21 protein-coding genes are annotated in these 17,635 nt (G+C 68.0%); 7 read left to right on the top strand and 14 right to left on the bottom strand.

Annotated features, from left to right (window positions below):
• Nucleotides 1-7: 7 nt before the first annotated feature.
• Nucleotides 8-1,105 (bottom strand): glucokinase, encoded by a 1,098-nt coding sequence (locus tag I6J77_RS00915; protein WP_204110199.1) that lies wholly within the window; start codon nucleotides 1,103-1,105, stop codon nucleotides 8-10.
• A gap of 420 nt (nucleotides 1,106-1,525) precedes the next feature.
• Between I6J77_RS00915 and I6J77_RS00910 the strand changes: the two genes are divergently transcribed.
• The 3 genes from I6J77_RS00910 to I6J77_RS00900 all read left to right on the top strand — a co-directional run bounded on the left by I6J77_RS00910 (nucleotide 1,526) and on the right by I6J77_RS00900 (nucleotide 4,717).
• On the top strand, nucleotides 1,526-2,830 hold the full coding sequence (locus I6J77_RS00910; protein WP_204110198.1) for a sugar MFS transporter: 1,305 nt from the start codon (nucleotides 1,526-1,528) through the stop codon (nucleotides 2,828-2,830).
• A 92-nt stretch (nucleotides 2,831-2,922) separates the two neighbouring features.
• Nucleotides 2,923-4,002, top strand: a complete 1,080-nt coding sequence (locus I6J77_RS00905; protein WP_204110197.1) for a LacI family DNA-binding transcriptional regulator — start codon at nucleotides 2,923-2,925, stop codon at nucleotides 4,000-4,002.
• Nucleotides 4,003-4,090: 88 nt separating this feature from the next.
• Nucleotides 4,091-4,717: a hypothetical protein gene (locus tag I6J77_RS00900; protein WP_204110196.1), complete on the top strand. Its 627-nt coding sequence runs from the start codon at nucleotides 4,091-4,093 to the stop codon at nucleotides 4,715-4,717.
• 125 nt (nucleotides 4,718-4,842) lie between these two features.
• On the opposite strand, the gene I6J77_RS00895 is transcribed toward I6J77_RS00900, so the two are convergent.
• Complete coding sequence (locus I6J77_RS00895; protein ID WP_204110195.1) at nucleotides 4,843-5,718, bottom strand: NmrA/HSCARG family protein; 876 nt, start codon at nucleotides 5,716-5,718, stop codon at nucleotides 4,843-4,845.
• A 100-nt stretch (nucleotides 5,719-5,818) separates the two neighbouring features.
• Between I6J77_RS00895 and I6J77_RS00890 the strand changes: the two genes are divergently transcribed.
• A complete protein-coding gene (locus tag I6J77_RS00890; protein ID WP_204110194.1) occupies nucleotides 5,819-6,721 on the top strand; it encodes a LysR family transcriptional regulator in 903 nt (300 codons plus the stop codon).
• 18 nt (nucleotides 6,722-6,739) lie between these two features.
• On the opposite strand, the gene I6J77_RS00885 is transcribed toward I6J77_RS00890, so the two are convergent.
• From I6J77_RS00885 to I6J77_RS00830, 12 genes are all read right to left on the bottom strand, one after another.
• Nucleotides 6,740-7,597 (bottom strand): DMT family transporter, encoded by an 858-nt coding sequence (locus tag I6J77_RS00885; RefSeq protein WP_204110193.1) that lies wholly within the window; start codon nucleotides 7,595-7,597, stop codon nucleotides 6,740-6,742.
• 70 nt (nucleotides 7,598-7,667) lie between these two features.
• Nucleotides 7,668-8,432, bottom strand: coding sequence for a sulfite exporter TauE/SafE family protein (locus tag I6J77_RS00880; protein ID WP_056717691.1), 765 nt, complete (start codon nucleotides 8,430-8,432; stop codon nucleotides 7,668-7,670).
• A 36-nt stretch (nucleotides 8,433-8,468) separates the two neighbouring features.
• On the bottom strand, nucleotides 8,469-8,819 hold the full coding sequence (locus tag I6J77_RS00875; protein ID WP_204110192.1) for a helix-turn-helix transcriptional regulator: 351 nt from the start codon (nucleotides 8,817-8,819) through the stop codon (nucleotides 8,469-8,471).
• Nucleotides 8,819-9,235, bottom strand: coding sequence for a TIGR01244 family sulfur transferase (locus I6J77_RS00870; RefSeq protein ID WP_204110191.1), 417 nt, complete (start codon nucleotides 9,233-9,235; stop codon nucleotides 8,819-8,821). The genes I6J77_RS00875 and I6J77_RS00870 overlap by 1 nt, the downstream gene beginning before the upstream one ends.
• A gap of 33 nt (nucleotides 9,236-9,268) precedes the next feature.
• Complete coding sequence (locus I6J77_RS00865) at nucleotides 9,269-10,135, bottom strand: MBL fold metallo-hydrolase (RefSeq protein ID WP_204110190.1); 867 nt, start codon at nucleotides 10,133-10,135, stop codon at nucleotides 9,269-9,271.
• Nucleotides 10,136-10,146: 11 nt separating this feature from the next.
• A complete protein-coding gene (locus tag I6J77_RS00860) occupies nucleotides 10,147-10,563 on the bottom strand; it encodes a DUF6691 family protein (protein ID WP_204110189.1) in 417 nt (138 codons plus the stop codon).
• 1 nt (nucleotide 10,564) lies between these two features.
• Nucleotides 10,565-10,924 (bottom strand): YeeE/YedE family protein, encoded by a 360-nt coding sequence (locus I6J77_RS00855; RefSeq protein WP_239309245.1) that lies wholly within the window; start codon nucleotides 10,922-10,924, stop codon nucleotides 10,565-10,567.
• Nucleotides 10,925-11,098: 174 nt separating this feature from the next.
• Complete coding sequence (locus I6J77_RS00850) at nucleotides 11,099-12,031, bottom strand: c-type cytochrome (RefSeq protein WP_204110187.1); 933 nt, start codon at nucleotides 12,029-12,031, stop codon at nucleotides 11,099-11,101.
• Nucleotides 12,028-12,690 carry a c-type cytochrome gene (locus I6J77_RS00845; RefSeq protein WP_239309117.1) on the bottom strand — a complete coding sequence of 221 codons (663 nt, stop codon included), beginning with the start codon at nucleotides 12,688-12,690 and terminating at the stop codon, nucleotides 12,028-12,030. Before I6J77_RS00845 ends, I6J77_RS00850 begins: the two co-directional genes overlap by 4 nt.
• Nucleotides 12,691-12,700: 10 nt before the next feature.
• Nucleotides 12,701-13,636, bottom strand: a complete 936-nt coding sequence (locus I6J77_RS00840; protein WP_204110186.1) for a substrate-binding domain-containing protein — start codon at nucleotides 13,634-13,636, stop codon at nucleotides 12,701-12,703.
• A gap of 24 nt (nucleotides 13,637-13,660) precedes the next feature.
• Entirely contained in the window at nucleotides 13,661-14,206 is a 546-nt protein-coding gene (locus tag I6J77_RS00835) for a DsrE family protein (protein WP_204110185.1), read from the bottom strand.
• A 142-nt stretch (nucleotides 14,207-14,348) separates the two neighbouring features.
• Nucleotides 14,349-15,179, bottom strand: coding sequence for a helix-turn-helix domain-containing protein (locus I6J77_RS00830; protein ID WP_239309115.1), 831 nt, complete (start codon nucleotides 15,177-15,179; stop codon nucleotides 14,349-14,351).
• Nucleotides 15,180-15,297: 118 nt separating this feature from the next.
• On the opposite strand from I6J77_RS00830, the gene I6J77_RS00825 reads away from it, so the two are divergent.
• The 3 genes from I6J77_RS00825 (at nucleotide 15,298) to I6J77_RS00815 (ending at nucleotide 17,626) form a co-directional block, all read left to right on the top strand.
• A complete protein-coding gene (locus I6J77_RS00825; protein ID WP_239309113.1) occupies nucleotides 15,298-15,567 on the top strand; it encodes a hypothetical protein in 270 nt (89 codons plus the stop codon).
• 71 nt (nucleotides 15,568-15,638) lie between these two features.
• The gene (locus tag I6J77_RS00820; protein WP_204110184.1) at nucleotides 15,639-16,118 is read left to right on the top strand and encodes a MarR family winged helix-turn-helix transcriptional regulator; all 480 of its coding nucleotides are present in this window, start codon (nucleotides 15,639-15,641) and stop codon (nucleotides 16,116-16,118) included.
• A 41-nt stretch (nucleotides 16,119-16,159) separates the two neighbouring features.
• Nucleotides 16,160-17,626, top strand: coding sequence for an efflux transporter outer membrane subunit (locus tag I6J77_RS00815; protein WP_204110183.1), 1,467 nt, complete (start codon nucleotides 16,160-16,162; stop codon nucleotides 17,624-17,626).
• The last annotated feature ends 9 nt before the right edge of the window (nucleotides 17,627-17,635 follow it).

Genomic DNA, 17,635 nt, shown 5'->3' with positions numbered 1-17,635 from the left:
TCTCATCTCAATCTCCCTTGTGCTCATCCAGAAACCAGCCGGCGGCGCCAATGACACCAAGCTGGCCGTGCTCGATCAGTCGAACCGGAACCTGTTGCAGCCAGGCGCGCATCACGCCCTTGTTGAAATAGCGTTCGGCAAACGTGCTGGCCAGCAGGAACGGCTGGATCTGCGGCAGGATGCCGCCGGCCAGGTACACCGCGCGGGCGCCGTACAGCAGCACCAGGTCGCCCACGAAGCTGCCCAGCAGTCCGCAGAAGACCTGCAGCGCCTCCACCGCGGCGGCGTCGTTGCCGGCCAGTGCGGCAGCGGTGATCTCGGCCGGGGTCAGCTGGCGCTCGGTGCAACCACGCAACTCGCACAGCGCGCCGTAAAGCTTGAGCAGGCCAGGGCCGGACAGCGCGTCCTCGAACGACACGTGCGAACGCTCGCGGCGGAACAGCCGCAGGATCTCGATCTCGCGCTCGGTGCCCGGCGCCAGCGAAATCTGGCCTGCCTCGGTGGCCAGCACCTGGGCGCGCGGCTGGCCCGGCAGCAGCACCGCCGAACCCAGGCCGGTGCCCGGGCCCATCACCAGCACCGGTCCGCGGGTGGCGGGCCGGCTGCTCTCGATGATCGACATCGCGTCGTCGGCGCCGATGAACTGGGTGGCGTACGCCACCGCCTCGAAGTCGTTGATCACGGCCAGCTGGCGGATGCCGAGCGCGGCGCGGATCTCGCCGATCGACACCGGCCACGGCAGGTTCTCGTTGACGATGGCGTCGTCCAGCACGTAGCCGGCGCAGGCCACCGCGCAATCGCTGAGCTGGCTGCACAGGGCCGCATGCGGTGATGCTTCGAGCTGCGCCACGAAATCGCCGAGCATCGCGGGCAGGCCGGACCAGTCCGCGCAGCTGTAGCGGTGGTAATGCAGCACCTTGACCGACTGGCCGCCCGGCGCCGCGACCACCAGGCCGATGCGCGCGTGCGTGCCGCCCACATCGGCGGCCAGGAACGGCTGCGCCGCAACGAGGCCGGCACGACCGACGCCTTTCGACGACAGGCCGTCGCCCAGCGGCGTGCCGGTTGCCGCGGATGCATGGCGCTGGTTGGCGCGTTCCCCCACTGCCCTCTCCCGTGTCTGGCCCGCTGGCGTCGGCGATGCGATGGACGCACCCGGCCGGGGCTGATGAGGGCCGAGTCTGCTGTCAAAATGACAACGTTGTCAACAGGGTTCGATGCGATTTTTTCAAAGCCCTCTGTGGCGCCGCAACATAGCTGTCATGACACTCCTGCGTCGGCGTCCAACTTTGCGCCACGCAGCGTTGTTGCACAGCGAAAGCACCCGATCCGACCCTCCGGCCAGGCACTGACGCAACGCCACACAAACACCGGTTTCGGACGTCTGGACGGCCGTGCCAGTAGCGGGATCCGGCCGTTCGCGTCCGGCCATAATTGACAACGTTGCACTTTTCAGCGAATAAAGAGACATTCCAGCCAGCCCGGTCATCCGATCGGCGCACGCGGCGACTCGGGGAAAACATCCATGGCAACGACGCTGACGGCGGCACCGTCCCAACGCGGCTATTTCGGTCCGATGCTGATCATCGGCGTGCTGTTCTTCATCTTCGGCTTCGTCACCTGGCTGAACGGCCCACTGACGATCTTCGTGAAGCTCGCCTTCAACCTCGACGACGTCAGCGCCTTCCTGATCCCGGTGGCGTTCTACCTGTCGTACTTCTGCCTGGCCCTGCCCTCGTCGGTGGTGCTGCGACGCACCGGCATGAAGAAGGGCATGGCGCTGGGCCTGTTCGTGATGGCGATCGGCGCGGTGCTGTTCGGCGAATTCATCAACATCCGCATCTACCACGGCGCCCTGGTCGGGCTGTTCGTGATCGGCGCCGGGCTGTCGCTGCTGCAGACCGCGTCCAATCCCTACATCAGCATCCTGGGACCGATCGACAGCGCGGCGCAGCGGATCGCCTTCATGGGCATCTGCAACAAGGTGGCCGGCGCCCTGGCGCCGCTGGTGTTCGGCGCGCTGGTGCTCAGCGGCATCGACACGCTGGACCAGCAGGTGAAGGACGCGCCCACCGCGGCGGCGCGCGAGGCCCTGCTCAACGGCTTCGCGGCGCGCGTGTACTGGCCGTACATGGCGATGGCGGCGCTGCTGGTGTTGCTGGCGATCTGGGTGGTGCGCTCGTCGCTGCCGGAGATCAAGCCCGCCGGCGCGAACGACGAAAGGGCGATCGGCCATGCCGGCCGCAGCATCTACAGCTTTCCGCACATGTGGCTGGGCGTGCTGTGCCTGTTCCTCTACGTCGGCGTGGAGGTGATGGCAGGCGACGCGATCGGCATCTACGGCCAGGGCTTCGGCCTGCCGCTGGACGCCACCAAGCATTTCACCTCGTACACCATGCTCGGCATGCTGGCCGGCTACGTCGTGGGCCTGCTGGTGATCCCCCGCTTCATCTCGCAGCAGCGTTACCTGGCCGTGTCGGCGGTGCTGGGCGTGCTGTTCGCGATCGGCGCGTACGTCACCCGGGGCTACGTGTCGGTGGGCTTCGTCGCCGCGCTGGGCTTCGCCAACGCGATGATGTGGCCGGCGATCTTCCCGCTCGCGATCAAGGGGCTGGGCCGGCACACCGAGGCGGCCTCCGCGCTGCTGATCATGGGCATCGTCGGTGGCGCGCTGATCCCGCAGGTCTTCGTGCACCTGAAGCAGCTGATCGACTTCCAGCTGGCCTTCCTGTGCGTGATGGTGCCGTGCTACCTGTACATCCTCTACTACGGCATGGCCGGGCACCGCATCGGCCAGGCCGCCGCCAGCAGCGCGGCACAAGGCACTTGAGCTAGGATGCATGCGCCGCCGCGCAATCCGGCGGCGCCCGCTTCGGTTCGACGGCAGCGGCGTCACCAATCACGATGCATGAGGTTCAACGGGTGCGCAGTGCCACCATCAAGGATGTCGCGGAACGGGCCGGCGTCTCGCTGAAGACCGTTTCGCGAGTGATCAACAACGAACCGTCCGTGCATGCCCGCACCCGCGAGAAGGTGCAGCGCGAGATCGACGCGCTCGGCTACCAGCCCGATCCCTCCGCGCGCAGCCTGCGCAGCACCCGCGCCTACGCGATCGGACTGGTCTACGACAATCCGAACGCGCACTACATCATCAACCTGCAGCGCGGCGTGCTGTCGGTGTGCCGTTCCAGCGGCTTCGGCCTGCAGATCCATCCCTGCGATTCGGCCTCGCCGAAACTGGCCGACGAGCTGCGCACCCTGGTGCAGCGCTCGCGCCTGGCCGGCCTGGTGCTGGCGCCGCCGATGTCCGAACAGCCGGAGCTGATCCGCAGCCTGGTCGAGGCGAAGATCCCGTTCATCCGGATCATCTCCGCGCGCAAGGACCCGCAGGACGGCTTTCCCTGCGTCTACGTCGACGACCGCGACGCCGCCTACGCGATCACCGAGCACCTGATCCAGCTCGGCCACCAGCGCATCGGCTTCCTGTGGGGCGGCCGCGAGCATCGCTCCAGCCCCGAGCGCTACCAGGGTTACGAGGACGCGCTGAAGGACTACGGCATCCCGCTCGACCGCAAGCTGATCCTCGCCGGCGACTACACCTTCGACGACGGCTTCCGCGGCGCCCGCAAACTGCTGGCGCTGAAGGACCGCCCCACCGCGATCTTCGGTTCCAACGACGAGATCGCCGCCGGCGTGCTCGCCGCCGCCCATTCCGACGGCATCAACGTGCCGTATGAATTGTCCATCGCCGGCTTCGAGGACAGCCCGTTCTCCAAGCAGTCCTGGCCGGCATTGACCACCGCCCGCCAGGCCACCGAGGAAATCGCGCGGCATGCCGCCCAGCGCCTGATCGGCGACCTGCAGCGCGAAGCCAACGGCGAACCGGCCCAGCATGCAAACGAAGGCTTCAGCCCGGAGCTGGTGGTGCGCGGATCGACGGCGCCGCGACATGTGGCGCAGGCGGGGCGGGGTGGTGGTGGGCGGCGCAAGCCTGCGGCATAACATCGACTGCACACGGTCATCATATCGACTGCCAACTCATGACTATCACTGGGTATGTCTAGATCGAATTTCGCGGGGAGTCGACACCATGAATCATGCCGACATCAGTGTTTCAGACAGTTTGATAGTTTTTGGAGGCTCTAGGTTTATACGAGCTGTCGTCGGGCCGTTCGGAGATTTGGCGGACTACTTGTCTAGGGAACCTGAGGCGCTAGTCGTCGCGGATACTGACAAAACGCTTTGGGAAGTTAGCTCTCATCCGCAAGCTTATCTAACTGCGTTCCAAGGCTTTATCGGAATCTGCGCTTTCATGGGGTCATGGCTCGCAACGACCGCACTTAACGAGCTGTACGAACTCAAAATTCGGCCCGCAATTAGGGAAATGCTTGGCGGCATAGAATTCTCTGGCACCCGCGTGTACGGGGTTTCACTATGTTCTTGTCATCTACCAACGCAAACCAGGCTCATGCTTGTTGCCTTGGGGAAGACAGCTGCAGAGGTTTCTCGCGCAGAGCAACTTATCCCTACTGTCCTTTACCATGCGAGTAAATGGGCCGAGCAAAATATCTCGGCCCCGAAGGTCCATCTATACAAGATTGAGGGGGAATCTTTTTCAAATCTGCCAGAGCTCTACCCAGACGTGATCTCAGCATTAAAATCGCTTGCATCAGCATTCCCACTTCGACCGCCCAACTTCATTCGTCATGACGGCTAACTTACCAAAGCAACATTAAGGGACAAATTTAATCGTAAAGGGTCAGAGACATTATTGAATGCCTTGGAATTTGGGGCGACCCAGTGTCCTACGACAGATAATGTCTCTGCCCTCCCTATGCTCCCTCAAGCCGCCTCCCACGCCTTCGCCAGCTCCCCGGCAAGGTCGCGATAGCGGCGCGGCGGATGGCCAAGCAGGCCGGTGAGCAGATCCACCGCGTTCGATTTTCCGAGCATGCCGTCGACGTGGAAGCGCGCCAGCATCAGGCGCAAATCGTAAGCCGACCACGATGGCATGAAGCCGGCCATGACGTTCTCCCAGGCATCGAGGTCGTTGCCCGCGGGCGTCACCGGCTTGCCCAGCACGCCGGACCAGATCGTCGCCAGCGCATCACCGGTCAGTACGTCCGGGCCGGTGATCTCGATCACCTCGCGCGGCAGCGGCGTCGCGGACCGCGCGCGGCGCAGCAGCGCGGCCACCGCGATCTCGGCGATGTCGCGCACGTCGACCATCGCCACGCCGACGTTGCCGACGGGCATGCCGTAACGCCCCTGCAGCAGGCCGTCCTTGAGCGCCGCGTCGTTCTGCATGAAGTAGGACGGGCGCAGCACGGTCACCGGCAGGTCGAACTGCTCGATCATCCGTTCCACCGTGTACTTGCCGGCGAAATGCGGCACGTCGGTGTAGGCATCGCTGTTGAGTACCGACAGATAGACGATGCGCTGGATGCCCGCCTCGCGCGCCAGGCTCAGCGTGCCGATCGCCTGGGTCACTTCATCGGCGACCACGGCATTGAGCAGGAACAGCGTGTCGACCTCCTTCAGCGCCGCACGCATCGAGGGAACGTCGGTCATGTCGCCCTTGACCGCGATGACGCCCTCGGGAAACGACGCCTTGGCCGGGTCGCGCGTCAACGCGTGGACGCTGGCGCCTTGGGCGGCCAGCCCGCGAACGACGAGGCTGCCGATGGTGCCGGTGCTGCCAGTGACGAGAATGTTCATGGGGATCTCCTTCAGGTGGTGGACAACGCCATCCTGCTGTTTCAAGAAGCGTCCCGATAGCCGCATAATCTGGACATCCCGTCTCACTCATGGAACACCCGTGGATCTGCTCGCCCTGGCCGATTTCAACGACGTGGCGCGACACGGCGGCTTCGGCCGCGCCGCCCGAGCCACCGGTCGACCCAAGGCCACGCTGTCGCGGCGGGTACGTCAGCTGGAAGATGCGCTGGGCGTGCGCCTGTTCGAGCGCGGCGGCCATACGCTCCGGCTGACGCCGGAGGGACGCGAGCTGCAGGAACGGACGCAGTCGCTGCTGGAACACATCGACGAAGTGGGCGAGGTGTTGCGCGGAGGCATCGGCACGCCACGCGGCCGGCTGCGCATCAGCGCGCCGGTGCTGTTCGGCCAGCGCGGCCTGGGCCGCATCGCCGCGGACTACGCGCTCGCCTATCCCCAGGTGCAGTTGGAAGTGGTCACCGAGGATCGTTTCGTCGACCCGGTGGATGACGACTTCGACCTGATCATCCGCGCCAACCCCGATCCCTCGACCGACCTGGCCGGCCGCTGCTTCCTGCGCGACGTGATGGTGGTCGTGGCCGCGCCGTCGCTGCCCCGTCCAGCGGGAAGAAATGGCGTCGCCGTGCCCGCCATCACCCTGTCACGCACGCCCGCCGATGCCACCTGGCAGCTCACCCGCACACGCAGCGTGCGCCACATCGCGACGCGCACCGTGCTGCGCCTGTCGTCGATGGCGATGATCCACGATGCGGTGACCGCCGGGGTGGGCGCCGCTGCCATGCCGCGCTCGCTGGTCCAGGCCGACATCGACGCCGGCCGGCTGCTCGACTGGGGCGTACTCGCCGACCACCCGGTCGAAGTGTGGGCACTGTATCCCTCACATCGACATGTGAGCGCCCGAGTGGCCGCCTTCGTGAAACTGCTGCTGGACCGTTTTGAAAATGCCTCACCACGCGCATTCGCGCGACTCGCGAGGGGGAGATGAAGCGGCGCCGGCGATGCATCAGCCGCGTGCAAGCACGCCAATGGCGATCACCGCCAGCCCCACGCCAGCCAGGTTGAGCCGACTCAGGTGCTCCCGAAACAGCACCAGTCCCACCACCGCACCCAGCGCCACCACGCCGATATTCATGCTGGCGAAGACCAGCGCCGGGTGCTGCGGCAGGGCGCGGTGGCCGCGCAGGTAGAACAGGATGTTGCCGAAGTTGGCCAGGCCCAGCAGCAGTCCGGCGACGGCGCTGCGGACGGTGAAGCGGGTGCTGCCGCGAACGCGGCGCCACAGCTGCATCGCGAACGCGACCAGCAGCGCCAGCGCGAACATCGCCTGCAGCGAGGTGCCCAGCGACACGCCGGCCTGGGCCACCCGCTTGAACAGGATGTCGATCACGCCGAAGCCGGCGAACACCAGCAGCGGATACAGCCAGCCGGCGGCGCCTTCGCTCGCCGGTGCGTGGCCGCTGCGCCAGACCATGCACAGCAGTGCCAGCAGGCCCAGCGCGATGCCGCCCAGCTTGAACGCGGAGAGTTGCTCGCCGAACAGCACGAACGCGGCCAGCAGCGAGAGCAGCAGGGACAGCCGCTGCGCCGCGTCGCTGCGCACGATGCCGGCGTGGCGCACCGCGGCCGCCAGGGCCAGGAAGATGGTCGGCAGCAGGATGCCCAGCGCGACCAGCGCCAGCCACGGCACGCCCGGTGCGCGCAAGCTGGCCGGCGCAGGTTGCAGCAGCAGTGCGGTGAGCACGCTGGCCACCAGGTAGTTCCAGGCGATCGCCTGGCCCACGTCGAGCCGGAACCGGCGCGCCAGTTTCAGCAACACCGACACCAGCACGCTGCACAGCACGCTCAGCAACACGAAAATCATCGGGGCATTCCAGCGCGACCAGGGCGCATTGTGCCGCAGCACCGGCCAAATTCTTTGTCGCGATCGGGCATCAGCCGCGCAGGCTCTTCACCAGCATCAGGATCGCCACCGCGATGATCGCCAGCGCGAAGATGATGTTCAGCGCGCCACGCGTCTTCGCCAGCCGCTTCGCACCCATCGCGCCCAGCCAGCCGCCGACGATGCCGCCGCCGATGAACTCGGCCGCCACCGGCCAGTCGACCAGGCCGGAGATCGCGTAGTTGGTCGCCGCGGTGAGGCCGAACGAGCCGACCGCGAACAGCGAGGTGCCGATCGCGTAGATGATCTCCATGCCGCTGGCGAACATCAGCCCGGGCACGATCAGGAAGCCCCCGCCGATGCCGAAGAAGCCGGCCAGGCTGCCGGTGCCCAGGCCCACCGCGCCCAGTCGCGGATACATGCCCGGCAGCGGATAGCGATCCACGCCGCCGCGCCGTCCGCGCAGCATGAAGCCGGCCACCACCATCATCAGCAGCGCGAACAGCACCAGCAGGTGCTGGCCGTTGATCGCCTTGCCGATGCTGGAGCCGATGAAGGCGCCGAGTACACCGGTGGCGGCGAAGGTGAAGGCCACCTTCCAGCGCACGTGGCCGGCACGCGCATGGGGAATCAGGTTGGCGAACGCGTTGAACGACACCGCCAGCGCACTGGTGCCGATCGCCAGGTGCGGGTCGTGCACGCCGACCACGTACAGCAACAACGGCACCGCCAGGATCGAACCGCCACCGCCGATCAGGGCCAGCGAGAATCCCACGGCCGAACCGCAGGCGATCGCCAGCAGGGCCTGCATGGTCAGCAGATGCGTCATCGCGGTTTCCATGCAGGTGGAAGGTCAGTCGTCGACACAGAACTGCCTGAACAAGGTGGTCATCAGCGCCTGCACGCGCGGGTCGCTGATGCGGTAATGGATCGTCTGCGCTTCGCGCCGGCCGCTGACCACGCCGTCGCGACGCAACAGCGACAGGTGCTGGGACACGGTGGCCTGGGCCAGCTCCAGCGCCTGCGCCAGCTCGCCCACCGAGCGTTCGCCCTGCACCAGCTCGCACAGCAGCATCAGCCGGTTGTGGCTGGCCATCGCCTTCAGCACCGCGACCGCCTCGTCGGCGTGGCGATGCAGCTGCGCCGGCAGGACCGGCGCGGCGGCCTGCCGCGCCCGAGGCTTGCGCCGGGTGACGGTGGCCATCAACGGCGGCTCATTTCCAGCCAGCCGCGCAGGATCGACAAGTCGTAACCGGCCGCCTCGGTGGTGGCCAGGATGTTGTCGACGGTGTCGTCGGACGACAGCGCCCACAGCGCGCTGCAGCGCGTGCCGCTGCGGCAGAACGCCAGCACCGGCCCGGGCAGCTGCGCCATCGCCTCGCTGAAGCTGCGCACCTGGTCATCGTTGACCTTGCCCGACACCACCGGGATATGCCGCCATTCCAGGCCCGCCGCAAGCGCCGCCGCTTCCAGCCCGGCGTTGTCCGGCTGGCCCGGCTCTTCGCCGTCGGGCCGGTTGTTGACGACGCTGCGAAAGCCCTGCGCGACGATCGCCGGCATGTCCGCCGCGGCGATCTGCGGGGCGACGCTGAGCTGCTCGGTGAGTTGACGGGGTTGCATGGGTTTCCCTCCAGAGTGAAGCCGCGCCGGCGATCAGATCGCATCCAGCGGAATTTTCAGATAGCGCACGCCGTTGTCCTCGGCCGGCGGCAGGTGGCCGGCGCGCATGTTCACCTGTACCGCGGGCAACAGCAACTGCGGCACTTTCAGGGTGGCGTCGCGGGCGCGGCGCATGGCCACGAAGGCCGCCTCATCGATGCCGTCGCGCACGTGGACGTTGCCCGTGCGCTGCGCGGCCACGGTGGTTTCGCAGACGAACCCGTCGCGTCCCGGCACCTGGTAGTCGTGGCACAGGAACAGCCGCGTCGCGTCCGGCAGCGCGAAAATCCTGCGGATCGAGCGGTACAGCGTGGCCGCGTCGCCGCCGGGAAAATCGCAGCGGGCCGTGCCGTAGTCGGGCATGAACAAGGTGTCGCCGACGAAGGCGGCGTCGCCGATCACGTGCACCATGCACGCCGGCGTGTGGCCGGGCGTGTGCAGCGCCTGCGCCTCGATGCCGCCCAGCAGGTAGCGCTCGCCGTCGGCGAACAGGTGATCAAACTGGCTGCCGTCACGGGCGAAGCCGGCGCCGGCATTGAACAGCGTGCCGAAGGTCGCCTGCACCTCGCGGATGTGCTCGCCGATGGCAAGCCGGCCGCCCAGCTGTTCGCGCACGTACGGCGCCGCGGACAGGTGATCGGCATGGGCATGCGTCTCGATGAGCCAATCGACGTCGAGTCGCTGCTCCTGCACGAAGGCGATCACCGCGTCGGCCGACGCGTGGCCGGTGCGCCCGGACGCCGCGTCGTAGTCGAGCACCACGTCGAACACCGCCGCCTTCATCGTGGCCGGGTCCCACGCCACGTGGCTGAAGGTGTTGCTCGGTTCGTGGAAGAACGACTTCACTTCGGGACGTTGCATGACGTGCTCCCTCAACGCCGGGCCACCGGCAACCGTGATGCCAGCCACCAGCCAACGACCATGCTTGCCACCAGCGCCAGCAGGGACGGATCGGTCGCGCCCAGCGAGGCCAGCGCAGGACCGGGACAGTATCCCGCGATGCCCCAGCCGATGCCGAACAGCGCCGCGCCGCCTACCAACCGCATATCGAACCGCCGCGAGGTGGGCAGCTGGAAGGCGTCCGCCAGCAGCGGACGCGCACGCCGCAGCACCAGCCGGTAGCCGATCGCCGTGGTCAGCACCGCACCGGCCATCACGAACGCCAGGCGCGGGTCCCACTGGCCGAAGATGTCGAGGAAACCCAGCACCACCGCCGGCTGGGTCATGCCGCCGAGGCTCAGGCCCAGTCCGAACAGCAGGCCGGCCAGCAGGCCGAGTAGCAGCTTCATGTCACAGCCCTCCGGGCAGGTGGCGGACCACGTAGACCGTGGCGATGCCGAAGGCCATGAAGACCGCAGTGGCCAGCAGGGAACGGGGCGACAGGCGCGCGATGCCGCAGACGCCGTGGCCACTGGTGCAGCCGCTGCCGATGCCCGTGCCGAAGCCCACCAGCAGGCCGGCCAGCAGCATCCACGGCAAACCCGTTTGCGGCGCGCCGATGCCGCTGTCGCCGCGAATCAGCCAGAGCAGCCATGGCGCGATGACCATGCCCGCCACGAAGGCGATCCGCCAGCCGCGATCGCCGACGCCGCAACGGATCAGGCTGCCGGCAATCCCGCTGATGCCGGCGATCCGGCCCAGCGCCGCCATCAGCAGCACGGCCGCCGCGCCGATCAGGACGCCGCCCAGGGTTGCGATCAGCCACGGATGCACGTCGGTCGCTCCACGTATATTAGAATATGCGAATGTATGGCGATGCGGCCATCATTGCAAGTGCCCGTCCGTTGGGCAGCATCATCAGGCAGCCGGCAGCTTCCTGGAAATTCAGTGTCTGCCGGCCGGCGACCCCAGCCGATGTCCCTGCACTTCGGTGCCGTACAGCGACATCGGCGTGTCGTGGTACTTCCTGCGCGTCTCGTCGACGCTGCCGTCGAAGCGCGGGTCCTGCGGACGCTCGTGTGCGTCCATGTACATCGCCACGTCCCATGCGTCCTGGTCGCTCAGCGTGTTGCCGCGACTGAACGGCATGTTCGCCTTGATGAAGGCGGCGGCGTTGTCCAGCTGGTGCATGCCGGCGCCCCAGTTGAACGACTGCGGCCCCCACAGCGGCGGAAACACGTTGCGCCCGGCAACCTGCTGGCCCTGGCCGTCATCGCCGTGGCACAGCGCGCAGTTCTTCCGGAACACGGTTTCGCCACGCGCGTAGTCCGGTGGTTGCGGCGGCTTGAAGCCGGCCTTCGGATAGCCCGCGCCGGGCAACTTCTTCCCCACCGGCGCGCCGGTGGCCATCCACCAGGCGTAGGTTTCCAGCGCCACCATCTCGGCACTGTCCAGCGGTGGCGCCTTGCCGTTCATGCTGAAGCGGAAGCAGCCCTGCAGACGTTCGCCGAAGGTGTTCACCTTGCCGTTCTTCTTGCGGTACTGCGGGTACATGCCATAGGCGCCCCACAACGGTGCCGAGTTGGCCTGCCGACCGGCATCGAGATGGCAGTTGCTGCAGCTCAGTCCGTTGCCGACGTACGCCTTCGCGTGCGTGGGCGTGTCGATGAAGATGTCGCGCCCCTGGCGGATCACGTCGCCCAGCGGCCCGGCGGGAATCGCCGACTCGGCCGGCGGCGAGAACGTCGTCGACGCGGACGCGGCGGCCACCGCTTTCGGCACCGAGGCGGCGGGCGCCGGTGCAGGCGCGGGCGCTGGCTTCTGCGTGCAAGCGGTCAGGACACAGACGAACGCGAAACCTGCAAGCACGGACTTCATGGCGCAGTCTCCGCAGCCGGAACGGGTTGAGCCGCGAACCATGCCGCCACCGCCTCGATGTCCTGCGCGCCGAGCGCCGCGGACAGATGCTGCATCAGCTGCAGCGGATCGTTGTGTCGCGTGCCCTGCTGCCAGGCCCTCAACTGGGCCTCGATGTAGCTGGCAGGCTGGCCGGCCAGCGGCGGAAAGTTCGCACCCACGCCGCTGCCGCCCGGGCCGTGGCATTGCACGCAGCCGGGCACGCCGCGACTCCAGTCGCCCCGCGTGGCGAGCACTGCGCCGGCGCTGTCGGGCGCGGGCAGCGCCGTCGCCAGTTTCGCCGGCAGCGGGAGCTGGCTGTAGTAGGTCGCCATCGCGTGGCGTTCGTCTTCGCTCAGCGCGGTTGCCGTGGGTTGCATCACCGGGTTGCTGCGCGCGCCGCTGGCGAAGTCGTCCAGCTGCTTCTGCAGGTACGCGGCATCCAGGCCCGCCAGTCGCGGATTGCCCGCGGCCGCCTGGCCGGCGCCGTCCGCGCCATGGCAGGCCATGCACGGCGCGGCGCCCCGCCCGTTGCCCGCGTTGGCGATGGCGGCGGCATCGACGGCCAGCGCAACAGGCGGCATGCCGATGCCGGCCAGCGCGGCGATCCCGAACAAACGACGTATGGCCGGCCGGAACATGGCGTGCACCTCAGTGAGCGGGAAGGAAGCCGTACTTGCGATACACCGCGGCCGCGGCGGGGCTCTGCATGAAGGCCATGAAGTCCTTTGCCGCCTGCTCGTGCGGCGCGTTCTTCATGCGCGCCGCGGTATACGTGGCGACCGCGTTCTGCGCCTCGGGAATGGCCACGGTTTCCACCGGGTGATGCAGGATCTGCTGCTGGAAATACGCCTCGGTCGACCACACCGGCGCCGCGTCCGATGCGCCCTGCAGCACGCGCAGCGGCGACTGGCGATGATGGATGCGGGTGAGGAAGGTGGTGCCGTCGGCCACCTTGGCCTGCATGATGGTGTGGTCGAGCGCCTCGCCACCGGCCTTGCGGTAGCTCGCCTCGATCTGCTTCGCGATGCCTTCCCAGGCCGGGTTCGGCATGCTGACCCGCACGTCGCCGCGGCCCAGGTCGGCCAGCCCCGTGATGTGCTTCGGGTTGCCCCGGGCGACCAGGATCGCCAGCGGATTGCGCGCGTAGTCATGCGTCTCGGCGAACCAGCCGTGCTCCTTCTGGCGGTCGGCGATGGCGCCCTTGCCGGCCGTATAGACGTCCGGACGATGGGTGATGCGCAGGTTGCCCATGACCAGCGAGCCGCTCTCGATCTGCTTGGCCAGGATGCCCGGCGGCAGGGTTTCCACGAAGATCCGCCGGTAGGCGGGATGCGCCTGCCGGAACGCATCCATCAGGTCGTGCACCACCATGAACTGGTTGCCGGCGAAGAACACCACCAGCTGCGGATCGACGATGTCGCCGTGCAGGTCGGCGATCGCGTCGAACGGCGGCACGCTGAACTGCAGGCCGGCCGGCGGCGGATTCCACGGCGGCAGGTAGTCGGGTTGGTCGGCGGCGCTGGCGGCAACGCTCAGCACGCATGCGGCGGCGGCCAGCAACAGCTGGGGAATCGGATGGCGCATGACAATCGGCTCCTGCGGATGGACTTACTGCGGGCTCAACGCGTAACCCTGCTGCTGCAGGTCGATCACCGTGGTCAGCCCGGACAGTGCCACGGTGACCTGCGGATCGACCCAGTCGTACTGGAAGTCGTGTTCGGCCACGGCCTGGGCGCACACGGCGACATCCACCCCGGCCTTGCGCAGCTGGGCGATCAGCGGCAGGTTGGGATTGGCCACGCCGTACTTCTTGCGGTATTGCGCGTCGTTCAACACGATCGGCGTGGCCGGCCCGGCCGCGATCGCCACGAATTTCAGGTGCGACAGCGGCACGCCGGCGTTGACGTAGAGGTTCACCGCCCGCGCCACGTGATCCAGCGACGGACTCACCGTGGTCGGCTTGTCGCCGGCCTTGCTAAGGCTGAACACGACCTTGTAGGTGGCCTGGCGATCGGGCTGGTAGGCCGCCTGCGGCATCGGATGAATCCGGCCGGCGCCGTGGATGGTCGGGGTCTGCCAGAAGTCGTTGCCGGCAACGGCGCCGGTGGAAAACAGGGCCAGCGCAAGCAAGGCGGGCACGAACGAACGGATCATGATGACCTCGCTGACTTTCCGGCAGCGCGAAATGGCGCCGGGTCATGCTATGCCCGCACCGCGTCGTCGACCAAGGACGGATTTGTGATCAGGCCGATAAGCCGGGCTTATCGGTGCCCGCCAGGCCCATCACACCGGCCCATCACACCGGTGCGGAGCGCTGGGCGAAGTAGCGCCCCGGCGGCCGCCCGAACTGGCGCCGGAACATGGCCACGAAGGCGCTGACGCTGACGTAGCCCAGCGCATCGGCGACCTCGCCCACCTGCTCGCCGGCGGCCAGGCGTTCCAGCGCCCGGCTGAGCCGGGCCTGCTGTCGCCACTGGGCGAAGCTGCAGCCGGTTTCACTGCGAAAGAGCCGGCTCAGGCTGCGCGCCGAGAGCCCGGCCCAGTCGGCCCATGCCTCCAGGCTGCGGTTGTCGTGCGGCTCGGCCAGCAGCTTGCGCGAGATGCGCAGCAGGCGCCGGTCATCCGGCATCGGCAGATGCAGCGGATGGTCAGCGATCCGCGCGCGGCGCATCTCGTCCATCAGCACGTCCATGATGCGTTGCTGTCCCTCGTCCAGCCGATCGCTGTGGGCCCAGGCGGAGGCGCGGTGCACCAGCGCCCGCATCAGCTCGTTGGCGCCCAGCACGCTGGGCTCGTCCGGCATGCCGACGGCGGCCTGTGGCGCCACGAACACGCCCCAGCCGTGGGTGCTCTGGATCACGCTGACGGTGTGTTCCTCGCCCGGCGGCATCCAGCCCACCCGATGCGGCGTCAGCGTCCACAGGCCGAGCCGGGTGCGGACGCACACCAGGCCGCTTTCCACGTACATGAACTGGCCGCGCAGGTGGCTGTGCCACACGCTCTCCCGTTCCGGCGCCAGGTCGTTCACGACGAAGGCAATCAGGCCCGGGCCGTCCGCCCGCTCGATGCGCAGAAATTGTTCCTGGTGTCCCATTGGCGGGTTCTCGACACTTTTTGACTTATTCACGTTATCAGGCCAGGCGGGCGGAAAACTACACTGGGTCGACCCATCCAGCACGTCCCTCTGGCGCTCTGTCCATTCCCTGCCGGCAGAAACGTCTTCCATCTGATCCCGGAGGAAACCGATGCCCGTGAATACCCCCACCTTGCTGCGAACCCGGCCCACGCTCGACGCCAACGAAGCCTGCGTCACCTTCGTCGCCGCGGCGCAGCTGATGCTCGATCCCGCCACCCCCGAAGCCCTGCGCCGCGAAGTCGAACCGCGGCTGCTGGCCCAGTTGCCCACCTTGCGGGCGCTGGGCGTGTTCGACCTGTTCGAATTGCGCGACCCCGCCTTGCGCGCCTGGCTGGCCGACGAACTGGCGGAACTGGGCGGGGGCGGCATTCGAACGTAACTTGCCCGTGCAAGCATCAACACAGACATATTTGCCTTGACAACTATAGTTTTGGCAATAGAATGCGCGGCATGAAGACCGAAGCCCCGCTTTTGCACTCGACCCCCGGCGACCCGGCACACCCGCCGAGCCTGGGCATGCTGCTGAACATGGTGCGCGCCGAAATCGTGCGTGCGGTCGAGGCGGAGCTGGCCAAGCAGGACCTGGACCTGAGCTTCACCCAGTTCCTGATCCTGAAGAAGGCCCATCAGCTGGGCGCGGTGTCGGCCACCGAGCTGGCCCGCGCGGTGGAGCTCGACGGTGGCGCAATGACGCGCCAGCTCGACCAGCTCGAACGCAAGGGCCTGCTGCGCCGCACGCCGCACGCACAGGACCGCCGCGCCCTGCGCATCGAGCTGACCAGCGCCGGCAACGCGGTCTGGCAGAACTCCGCCTCGTTGTGCAGCGAGCGGGTGATGACGGCGGCGCAGCGCTCGATGACGTCGACCGAACAGGCCCGGTTGCATGACTACCTGGGGCGCGTGCTGAGCGCGCTCCGCGACAAGAACTGATCCTTCCCCCAATCCCCCTCCTCCTCCCCGGACTTCCACCCATGCGTCTGCACCTACTGGCGGCTGCGACCGCCCTGACCCTGGCATTGGCCGGCTGCGCCAGCAGCGGCGGCCTGCAGCCGGATGGCACGCCCATCGATGCCGCCTCGCTGAAAGCCGAGCGCAGCCTCGCGCGGCTGGACCTGACGCCGGCCGCGTGGCCCGCGCAGGACTGGTGGCACACGCTGGGCGACAGCCAGCTGGACGCGCTGATCGATGAGGCACTGCACGACAATCCCGGCCTTGGCGTAGCCGACGCGCGCGCCCGCGCGGCCCAGGCCGAGGCCGGCCGTGCCGACGCGGCGCGCAAGCCCAGCATCAACGCCGGCGCCAGCGTGTCCGGCGCACGCATCCCCACCACGGTGATGCCGGCGGATTCCGGTGGCGGCCATTTCGCCTTGGCCAAGTACGCCGACGTGAGCTTCAAGTGGGGCATCGACCTGTGGGGTGGCAAGCGCGCCGCGTGGGAAGCCGCGCTGGGTTCCGCCCGCGCCGCCGAGATCGACGCCCGCGCCGCGCGCATCGAGCTGTCCGGCAACGTGGCGCGCGCGTATGCGCAGCTCGGCTATGCGTTCACCCAGCAGGACCTGGCCCGGGGCGAGCTGGAACGCGCCAGCGAGGCCCGCACGCTGACCAGCCAGCGGGTCGCCGCCGGCATCGACAACCAGATCGCGCTGAGGCAGTCCGATGGCGAAGTGGCCGTGGCGCAGCAGGACGCCGCACTGGCCGACCGCGCGGTGGACGCCGCCCGTTCGTCGCTGTCGGTGCTGCTGGGCAAGGGTCCGGATCGCGGCCTGCAGATCGGCCGCCCGCACCTGCTCACCCCGGCCCAGCTCGCGGTGCCCGACAACCTGCCGCTGGACCTGCTCGGCCACCGTGCCGACCTGGTCGCCGCGCGCTGGCGGGTCGAGGCGGCGGGCAAGGACATCAAGGCCGCGAAGACCGAGTTCCTGCCCAACATCAGCCTGGGCGCGATGGCCGGCGTGATCACGCTGGGTGGCGGCAATCCGTTCACCCTGCCCGCGCGCTTCTACCAGTTCGGCCCGACGCTGAGCCTGCCGATCTTCGACGGCGGCCGCCTGCGCGCCAACCTTTCCGGCAAGGATGCGCAGTACGACCTGGCCGTGGCGCAGTACAACCAGACCCTGGTCGGCGCGCTGAACGAAGTGGCCGACGAGCTCTCCGCCGCGCATGCCGTGCAACTGCAGCTGGACGCGCAGCGGCGGGCGCAGACCGCGGCGCGGCAGGCCTGGCAACTGGCCGAGCAGCGCTACAAGGCCGGCATCGGCAGCTATCTCGAAGCGCTCGTGGTGCGCCAGCAATTGTTGACGGCCAACCGCGGCGTGGCCGCGCTGGAAGCGCAGCAGGTCGACCTTTCCGTACAGCTGATCGAGGCGCTCGGCGGCGGCTTCCAGCCGCAGGCCGACGCGCCCGCTCCCTCCTCTTCTTCCCCCATCCCACGTTCCTGAGGCAGCCCC

This window comes from Rhodanobacter sp. FDAARGOS 1247 (genome assembly GCF_016889805.1).
Classification (GTDB): Bacteria; Pseudomonadota; Gammaproteobacteria; order Xanthomonadales; family Rhodanobacteraceae; genus Rhodanobacter.
The sequence above is the reverse complement of the archived record's forward strand: the minus strand, read 5'-3'. Positions and strand labels throughout refer to the sequence as shown.

What these genes read in the sequence shown, in the direction of transcription:
- I6J77_RS00885 (WP_204110193.1), bottom strand. Translation starts at nt 7,597, where the DNA reads ATGATTTTCGTGTTGCTGAGCGTGCTGTGCAGCGTGCTGGTGTCGGTG.
- I6J77_RS00860 (WP_204110189.1), bottom strand. Translation starts at nt 10,563, where the DNA reads ATGAAGCTGCTACTCGGCCTGCTGGCCGGCCTGCTGTTCGGACTGGGC.
- I6J77_RS00895 (WP_204110195.1), bottom strand. Translation starts at nt 5,718, where the DNA reads ATGAACATTCTCGTCACTGGCAGCACCGGCACCATCGGCAGCCTCGTC.
- I6J77_RS00820 (WP_204110184.1), top strand. Translation starts at nt 15,639, where the DNA reads ATGAAGACCGAAGCCCCGCTTTTGCACTCGACCCCCGGCGACCCGGCA.
- I6J77_RS00845 (WP_239309117.1), bottom strand. Translation starts at nt 12,690, where the DNA reads ATGTTCCGGCCGGCCATACGTCGTTTGTTCGGGATCGCCGCGCTGGCC.
- I6J77_RS00910 (WP_204110198.1), top strand. Translation starts at nt 1,526, where the DNA reads ATGGCAACGACGCTGACGGCGGCACCGTCCCAACGCGGCTATTTCGGT.
- I6J77_RS00855 (WP_239309245.1), bottom strand. Translation starts at nt 10,924, where the DNA reads ATGGCGGCGCTGGGCCGGATCGCCGGCATCAGCGGGATTGCCGGCAGC.
- I6J77_RS00835 (WP_204110185.1), bottom strand. Translation starts at nt 14,206, where the DNA reads ATGATCCGTTCGTTCGTGCCCGCCTTGCTTGCGCTGGCCCTGTTTTCC.
- I6J77_RS00850 (WP_204110187.1), bottom strand. Translation starts at nt 12,031, where the DNA reads ATGAAGTCCGTGCTTGCAGGTTTCGCGTTCGTCTGTGTCCTGACCGCT.
- I6J77_RS00875 (WP_204110192.1), bottom strand. Translation starts at nt 8,819, where the DNA reads ATGGCCACCGTCACCCGGCGCAAGCCTCGGGCGCGGCAGGCCGCCGCG.
- I6J77_RS00900 (WP_204110196.1), top strand. Translation starts at nt 4,091, where the DNA reads ATGAATCATGCCGACATCAGTGTTTCAGACAGTTTGATAGTTTTTGGA.
- I6J77_RS00840 (WP_204110186.1), bottom strand. Translation starts at nt 13,636, where the DNA reads ATGCGCCATCCGATTCCCCAGCTGTTGCTGGCCGCCGCCGCATGCGTG.
- I6J77_RS00815 (WP_204110183.1), top strand. Translation starts at nt 16,160, where the DNA reads ATGCGTCTGCACCTACTGGCGGCTGCGACCGCCCTGACCCTGGCATTG.
- I6J77_RS00825 (WP_239309113.1), top strand. Translation starts at nt 15,298, where the DNA reads ATGCCCGTGAATACCCCCACCTTGCTGCGAACCCGGCCCACGCTCGAC.
- I6J77_RS00870 (WP_204110191.1), bottom strand. Translation starts at nt 9,235, where the DNA reads ATGCAACCCCGTCAACTCACCGAGCAGCTCAGCGTCGCCCCGCAGATC.
- I6J77_RS00865 (WP_204110190.1), bottom strand. Translation starts at nt 10,135, where the DNA reads ATGCAACGTCCCGAAGTGAAGTCGTTCTTCCACGAACCGAGCAACACC.